Raw genomic sequence first — 6,000 nt, 5'->3', positions numbered from 1 at the left:
GTATCAGGCTTTTCGTGAATTGGTATTACTCCTAACCTAGATTTTTAGTAATTTTTAACTTAATTCACATCAATTCTTAAATATCTGTTTTTATCCTGAATTGTGTTGATTATTCAGGGTGAGAACCGATGATTTTCAAAAAAGTTTTGCTGATGGCGATTGGAGTTATTGGTGCGATCGCCCTTAGCATTTTGACAAGTTTACCAGGAATTGCTCAAACGCCCACAGATTTAGATTTAGCGGCTTATCATGCGCCAATTCACTATCAAGACACCGATAGCACTAAATACAGCGGTGACTATATCACGCAATTTAACTATGACGGCGATTGGCGAGGTACAAATAATTGGGATAATCTTTCCGCTTATCCGCTAAATGCTCATGCTTACTATTCTGTAGCTGAGACTTGTACTCACAGGTTTATCACTTATTCTTTCTTTCATCCGCAAGATTGGACAGATACTCCCTTCGACCAAGAACACGAAAATGATTTAGAAGGTTTGCTGGCGATCGTTCGCAAAGATGGTACAACCTTTGGCAAACTCGAAGGTATCGTCACAGTATTTCATACAGACTTTTACTCTTATACACCAGCTGGTAGTTCTTTAACAAATGGTGCAGAAAATATTGATGGAACGCTTACCACAAGCAGTTACAATAGTTCTCCGCATCCCTTGACAACACAAGAAGCTAAAGGTCATGGCTTACGAGCTTGGCCTGCGGGAAATTTCAATGGAGGTAGCACTCAAGACGGAATCATCTACTATCCTTCTAAAACTACTGCGGAAGTACCTGCATCGGGGAACGATCGCAATGTATTGTATTCGTTAATTGATGTATTTGCTTCTAGTGGTTTGTGGCAACATCAATTAGATGAAGCATCTAGTTCTACAGGGATAACTTATGCGACATGGGGAACATTCAAGGGAGACTCTAGCGGTAGTTGTGGTGATGGTACACCAACTTGTGCCAACAATTCCGCTAATACGCCTTGGGGTTGGGATGACTCAAATGATGGCGCAGTCTACAGAGGCGAAATGGCTTTAGATCCGGCTCACCTAACCGATGTTTATTTTAATGGTCTTGGTAACTTTGATACAACATACATCCGTAATCGATATATCCAAGATTTGCGCGATCGCGGATACAATTCCAGCAACGTTCCTTTAGGCTGGCCTACCCAAATCAATCTTAATACCTTAATTGGTAAGCTAAAAAACCAGTGTTAATTTGACAAATGAAACCCAACAAATTATAAATCATGTTGGGTTTCGCTATCTATACAGCTAACCGTCGCTACATCTCTTAATTCAGAACTACAAACTACATAGGAATTTCTATCCACATCTCACAACCCTTTCCAGGCTGAGAAACACACTTGAGTTGACCACCATGTTTGTCTACAACAATTTGGTAGCTGATTGATAAACCTAAACCAGTACCTTGTCCAGGTTGTTTAGTGGTAAAAAATGGTTCAAAAATACGCGATCGCAGATTATTAGGAATGCCACAACCATTATCAGCAATCTTAATTTGAATAATACTCTCTGCTGTCACTCTTGTCTGAATCCAAATTTTTGGTTGGTCAGTGATTTTACCTGTAACCACAGAGTCTTCTAGAGCATCAATCGCATTATTAAGAATATTCATAAATACCTGATTCATCTGGGCTGCATAGCAGATTACATGAGGTAATTCACTATATTCTTTAATCACTTCAATAACAGGAGAATTATCATTTCCTTGCAAGCGATGTTGCAAAATCAACAAAGTACTTTCAATCCCTTCATGCAGATCAACAGGTTTCTTTTCTGCTTCATCCAGTCGGGCAAAGGTGCGTAAAGACAACACTAATTGCGAAATTCGGTCTGCTCCCATCGTCATCGAAGTGAGCATCTTAGGTAAATCATTAGCAATAAAATCTACATCTATTTTTTCAGAAAATTCTCGAATTTCTGCTTTAACTCTGGGATAAGATTTCTGATACATTCGCAGTAATGTCAGCAAATCTTCAGTATAGTCATTCAAATAAGTAATATTCCCAAAAATAAAACTAATTGGATTGTTAATTTCATGGGCTATACCTGCAACTAACTGCCCTAACCCAGCCATTTTCTCGCTTTGAATTAACTGACTTTGAGTTTGCTGCAATTCTTTGAGAGTTTGCGTTATTTCTTCTTTTTGTCTTTGAGTTTGTTCGAGTAATTCTGCTTGTTGAAGTCCTACACCTAATTGATTCCCAATCTGCACCAATAAATCTACTTCATCTTCTTGCCAATTACGGGCGGCGGTGTTGTGATATGCAGCTAGTAATCCCCAAAGTTTATCACCCTGAAAAATCGGCACAATCATATACGATCGCGCTTCCATCAACTGACTCAAAGATATATATTTATGAGCATCTTGATTGCTATAAATATCTCTAACTACAAGAGTATGCCCTTTAGCAAAGTCTCCTCCTTGAGTTTGTTGTAAATAGTCATTAGCAATCACATTCAAAAGTTTGCGTACTGATACCCAACCTGGGGCTGCTGACTCAGCAACAAATTCTCCACTCCAATCGGAACGAAAACGATAGATTGTCACCTGATCTACTTCTAACAACCGCTGAACTTCTTGGGTACTGGTGATAAAAATTGTGTTCAAGTCAAGAGATTGGCGGATTTTTTCGACTGTTACAGCTAACGCCTTTTCTCTTTCGGCGGCTTTGCGTTCTCGTTCAGCGGCTTTTGCTAATTGTTCAGCTTGCAACTGCACTTGTTTTAATGCTTCTGCTTGCTGTAATGCTACTCCTAGCTGTATGCCTACTTGCGCTAGTAAGTTGATTTCTTCATCTTGCCAATAACGGGGCTGGGAGTTTTTATAAGCGACTAATAAGCCCCATAACTTTTCACCTTGAGAAATTGGCACAAACACTTCATGACGGGGATATTTGCCAGCTTGTGTTTCTTTGAGCAATACGCGTTCTGTAACAGGCTGGGGTTTGACGCTGGGATTCCAACCATCAACAATGGAATCAGCAACAAATTCACCACTCCAGTCAGGGTAAAAGCGATAAATTGCTACTCGTTCCACATCCAAAAGTCTTCTCACTTCTTGAGTAGTGGTTTTAAAAATAGCGTCAATATCTAGGGATTGGCGAATTTTTTCGACAGTATTTGCCAGCGCTCTTTGGCGTTCAGCAGCTTTACTAATTTCTGCTGCTTGTAGCTGCATTTGCTGTAAAAATTCTGCTTGTTGTAAGGCTACACCTAGTTGAGTGCTAACTTGGGTAAGTAAGTAAACTTCGTCTTCTTGCCAATCGCGGCGGCCAGAGTTTTGGTAGACTGCCAATAAACCCCAGAGCTTTTGACCGTGGTAAATGGCAATGATAACGTAAGCTCTGGCTTGATAGCTTTCTAAAAGTTTGACGTAGCAGTCTGTAAAACCATAATCATAGATGTCATAACAAATACGGTATACTTCGCTCTTGGTAAAGGTACCACCCTGGGTATCTTGTAAATAAGTATCCATGATGGGAGTTTCCGCCAAGTCTTTAACGCTACACTCGCTAACATTTTCTTTTAATTGTGGTTGCGTTGACTGTTCATCGATTAGGGAAATCCAACCATCTGCGACCGATTCAAAGATAAATTCGCCACTCCAGTCAGTATTAAAGCGATAAATAGCGACGCGATCGGCATTTAGCAATTGTCGGATTTCTGCTGTGCTGGTGCGGAAAATACTTTCTATATCTAGAGACTGGCGAATTTTCTCAACGGTGATAGCTATAATTCTCTGCCATTCAGCGGCTTTTGCTATGGCTTGTGCTTGTGCTAGTTGTGTCGATTGGATTTTGACTTGTTCAAGGTAATCGGCTTGTTGTAGAGCAACTCCTAAATGTGCGGCGATAAGTTGCACAAACTCAATTTCGGACTCTTCCCATTGCCGAGAGTCACTACATTGATGAATACATAACAATCCCCATAAGTCTTTTCCTTTCATCAAGGAGGCTGCTATATTAGCACGTACTTGAAATCTCTCTAAGATTTGGACGTGACAATCGCTGACACCAGCTTGATATATGTCAGCCATTGCATGAATTCTGCCTTCCTGGTATAGCCCCGCAAATTCCTTAGCAAAGCAGTGATCTTTTAGTTTAGCAGTTAAGGCCGAAACCCATTCTGAGCCTACATCTTCATAGATAAATTCTCCTTCCCATCCCAACTCAGGATAAAAACGGAACACCCCCACGCGATCAGTTTTTAGTAACTGTCGGACTTCTGTAACTGTAATTTTAAAGATAGTATCTATATCTAAAGTTTCTCGAATCCGAGAAATTACTCCAGACAAGGCTTTTTGTTTCTCACTCTGATACAGGGAGGATGAATTATCTGATTGATATTCTGGTTGTTTTGAATTCGGTTTTATGGTAGAAGAGTTTTCCATTCCTGGTAGGACTTTAAATATTGAAAGTCTTCTATTGTAGAATTCCCTAATTCTTAGGAAAGATAACACTAGAAGATTTGATATGTAGCTAAATTAATTAATTAGACTTTACGTAAATTAAAAATTACTCAGTAATGCTCAAGGTTTTAGTATTCGCTTTTATCGTTAAATCTAGAGTAATCAACAAAATAATGTTCTTTACATCTAATTTACATATAGGACTCATCTTTGATTTTTGAAAAAAATACTACATTTTTACCTGATTTTTTCTTGTTTCCTATTGATTTCGATGTCCTGCGCCATCTTGAGCTTGTCGAAGGAAGCTGGTAGAAGTGTTTTCTGTTCTTTGACTACACAAATAATTTTAGTAATCAACCCGGAGTCTGTTACATAAGTTTATTTATAATTAATTTTAATTCTGCCAATCTATGGATTACTAGTTTTTATGTCAATCTAAACAATTAATTAATGAATAATGTGATCAATCAAAACAAAAAAATTATATTTACAGTAATTTCTATTTTGATGTTTGGCAACTGCAAACAATACAGGAATGCGATCGCTAATATCGCATTCCTGCAAAAAAATCATTCAACTGCGATCGCATTATCGCTTTTTGGGAGATGTACGTCGCTGTTCGCGTTTTTCGGCTTCTCGAAGACGGCGATCGCGCCATTCGGACAATGTTAAGTAGCCAACGCCACCAGTAACTGCGATTAACAGCACGAAGGCTAGTAATGCCAGGATACTCAGAAATGGACTTTCCACGATACCTCTACAGTCCGTTGCGTCCCCAAACTACCATTGCGATCGACCACGTGAACACAACTAACAGTGATACCCAACCCAATGTCAAAATTCCCATAGTTCTAAATTTTGCAAATAATTACAAAAGGTCTCTAATATTTATCATACCTGGAACTGGACACTGGAAAGTCGGAAGTCTGAATCTGATTGTTTCTACTCCTTATCCCTTACTCTCCATTTTTCAAATGAACAGAATGTTGGATACGCAATTGATGGCAGAACGGTTAGAATCCCTCAAGGCTGGGATGATTGGAGTTTTTTCGCTGAGTGTTACTTGGTTGATAACTAATTTATTCAACGCTCTAGTATTGGCTAGGTATTTTGACATTCTCACAAGTTTGCAAGTCACACTGCATTGGTACTTATTCGTCAGTTGGGCGATCGCCAGTTTCTCTGGTTTACTATTTGGTGTTACTTACCGCTATATCATCCGCCAAGATCAAAATCTTCAACTGAAAGCTGGTGGGGTTATGGCTTTTGGTTTGGTGCGGGGGTTAGCGCAGATAGAATTTGACTGGAGTTTAGCTGGTGCTGTGCTGGCTGGTGAAAGCGTGCTGTGGTTTATTGTAGCTGCGATCGCTCTTAATCAAGCTATTCAAGTTGGTTGGGTTAAGCCTTTTCCATCTATTTAAGAGTATCTAATTGTGAATAACTCAGTACACGCCTATTTAACCCAAGTAATTAATACTAAAAATTCATTAGTCCTATTGAGGGAAATTGTGTTCATACAAACTACCTCAGCGTTTACCAGGAAGAATCTCGTAA

General features: G+C 39.3%; 5 protein-coding genes. 2 read left to right on the top strand and 3 right to left on the bottom strand.

Annotation, left to right across the window (positions count from 1 at the left end; all coding sequences use genetic code 11):
- Positions 1-128 precede the first annotated feature (128 nt).
- Positions 129-1,229, top strand: a complete 1,101-nt coding sequence (locus NCWK1_RS13955; protein WP_103125119.1) for a hypothetical protein — start codon at positions 129-131, stop codon at positions 1,227-1,229.
- A gap of 94 nt (positions 1,230-1,323) precedes the next feature.
- Here the strand turns inward: NCWK1_RS13955 and NCWK1_RS13950 are convergent, their stop codons facing one another.
- The 3 genes from NCWK1_RS13950 to petN form a co-directional block, all read right to left on the bottom strand.
- Positions 1,324-4,428 carry a GAF domain-containing sensor histidine kinase gene (locus tag NCWK1_RS13950; protein WP_103125118.1) on the bottom strand — a complete coding sequence of 1,035 codons (3,105 nt, stop codon included), beginning with the start codon at positions 4,426-4,428 and terminating at the stop codon, positions 1,324-1,326.
- A gap of 606 nt (positions 4,429-5,034) precedes the next feature.
- Entirely contained in the window at positions 5,035-5,196 is a 162-nt protein-coding gene (locus tag NCWK1_RS29595) for a hypothetical protein (RefSeq protein ID WP_096583057.1), read from the bottom strand.
- A gap of 7 nt (positions 5,197-5,203) precedes the next feature.
- A complete protein-coding gene (petN, locus tag NCWK1_RS13945; protein ID WP_083468698.1) occupies positions 5,204-5,293 on the bottom strand; it encodes a cytochrome b6-f complex subunit PetN in 90 nt (29 codons plus the stop codon).
- On the opposite strand from petN, the gene NCWK1_RS13940 reads away from it, so the two are divergent.
- Entirely contained in the window at positions 5,286-5,867 is a 582-nt protein-coding gene (locus NCWK1_RS13940) for a hypothetical protein (protein WP_340641202.1), read from the top strand. The two genes, petN and NCWK1_RS13940, sit on opposite strands and share 8 nt — an antisense overlap.
- Positions 5,868-6,000 lie beyond the last annotated feature (133 nt).

The sequence above is a fragment of the Nostoc cycadae WK-1 genome, from assembly GCF_002897135.1.
Classification (GTDB): Bacteria; Cyanobacteriota; Cyanobacteriia; order Cyanobacteriales; family Nostocaceae; genus Nostoc_B.
Note: the sequence above shows the minus strand (reverse complement) of the source record. Positions and strands in the feature narration are given on the sequence as shown.

Bases quoted from the DNA above. Each gene is read 5' to 3' on its own strand.
- petN (WP_083468698.1), bottom strand. From the start codon at position 5,293: ATGGGAATTTTGACATTGGGTTGGGTATCACTGTTAGTTGTGTTCACG.
- NCWK1_RS13955 (WP_103125119.1), top strand. From the start codon at position 129: ATGATTTTCAAAAAAGTTTTGCTGATGGCGATTGGAGTTATTGGTGCG.
- NCWK1_RS13950 (WP_103125118.1), bottom strand. From the start codon at position 4,428: ATGGAAAACTCTTCTACCATAAAACCGAATTCAAAACAACCAGAATAT.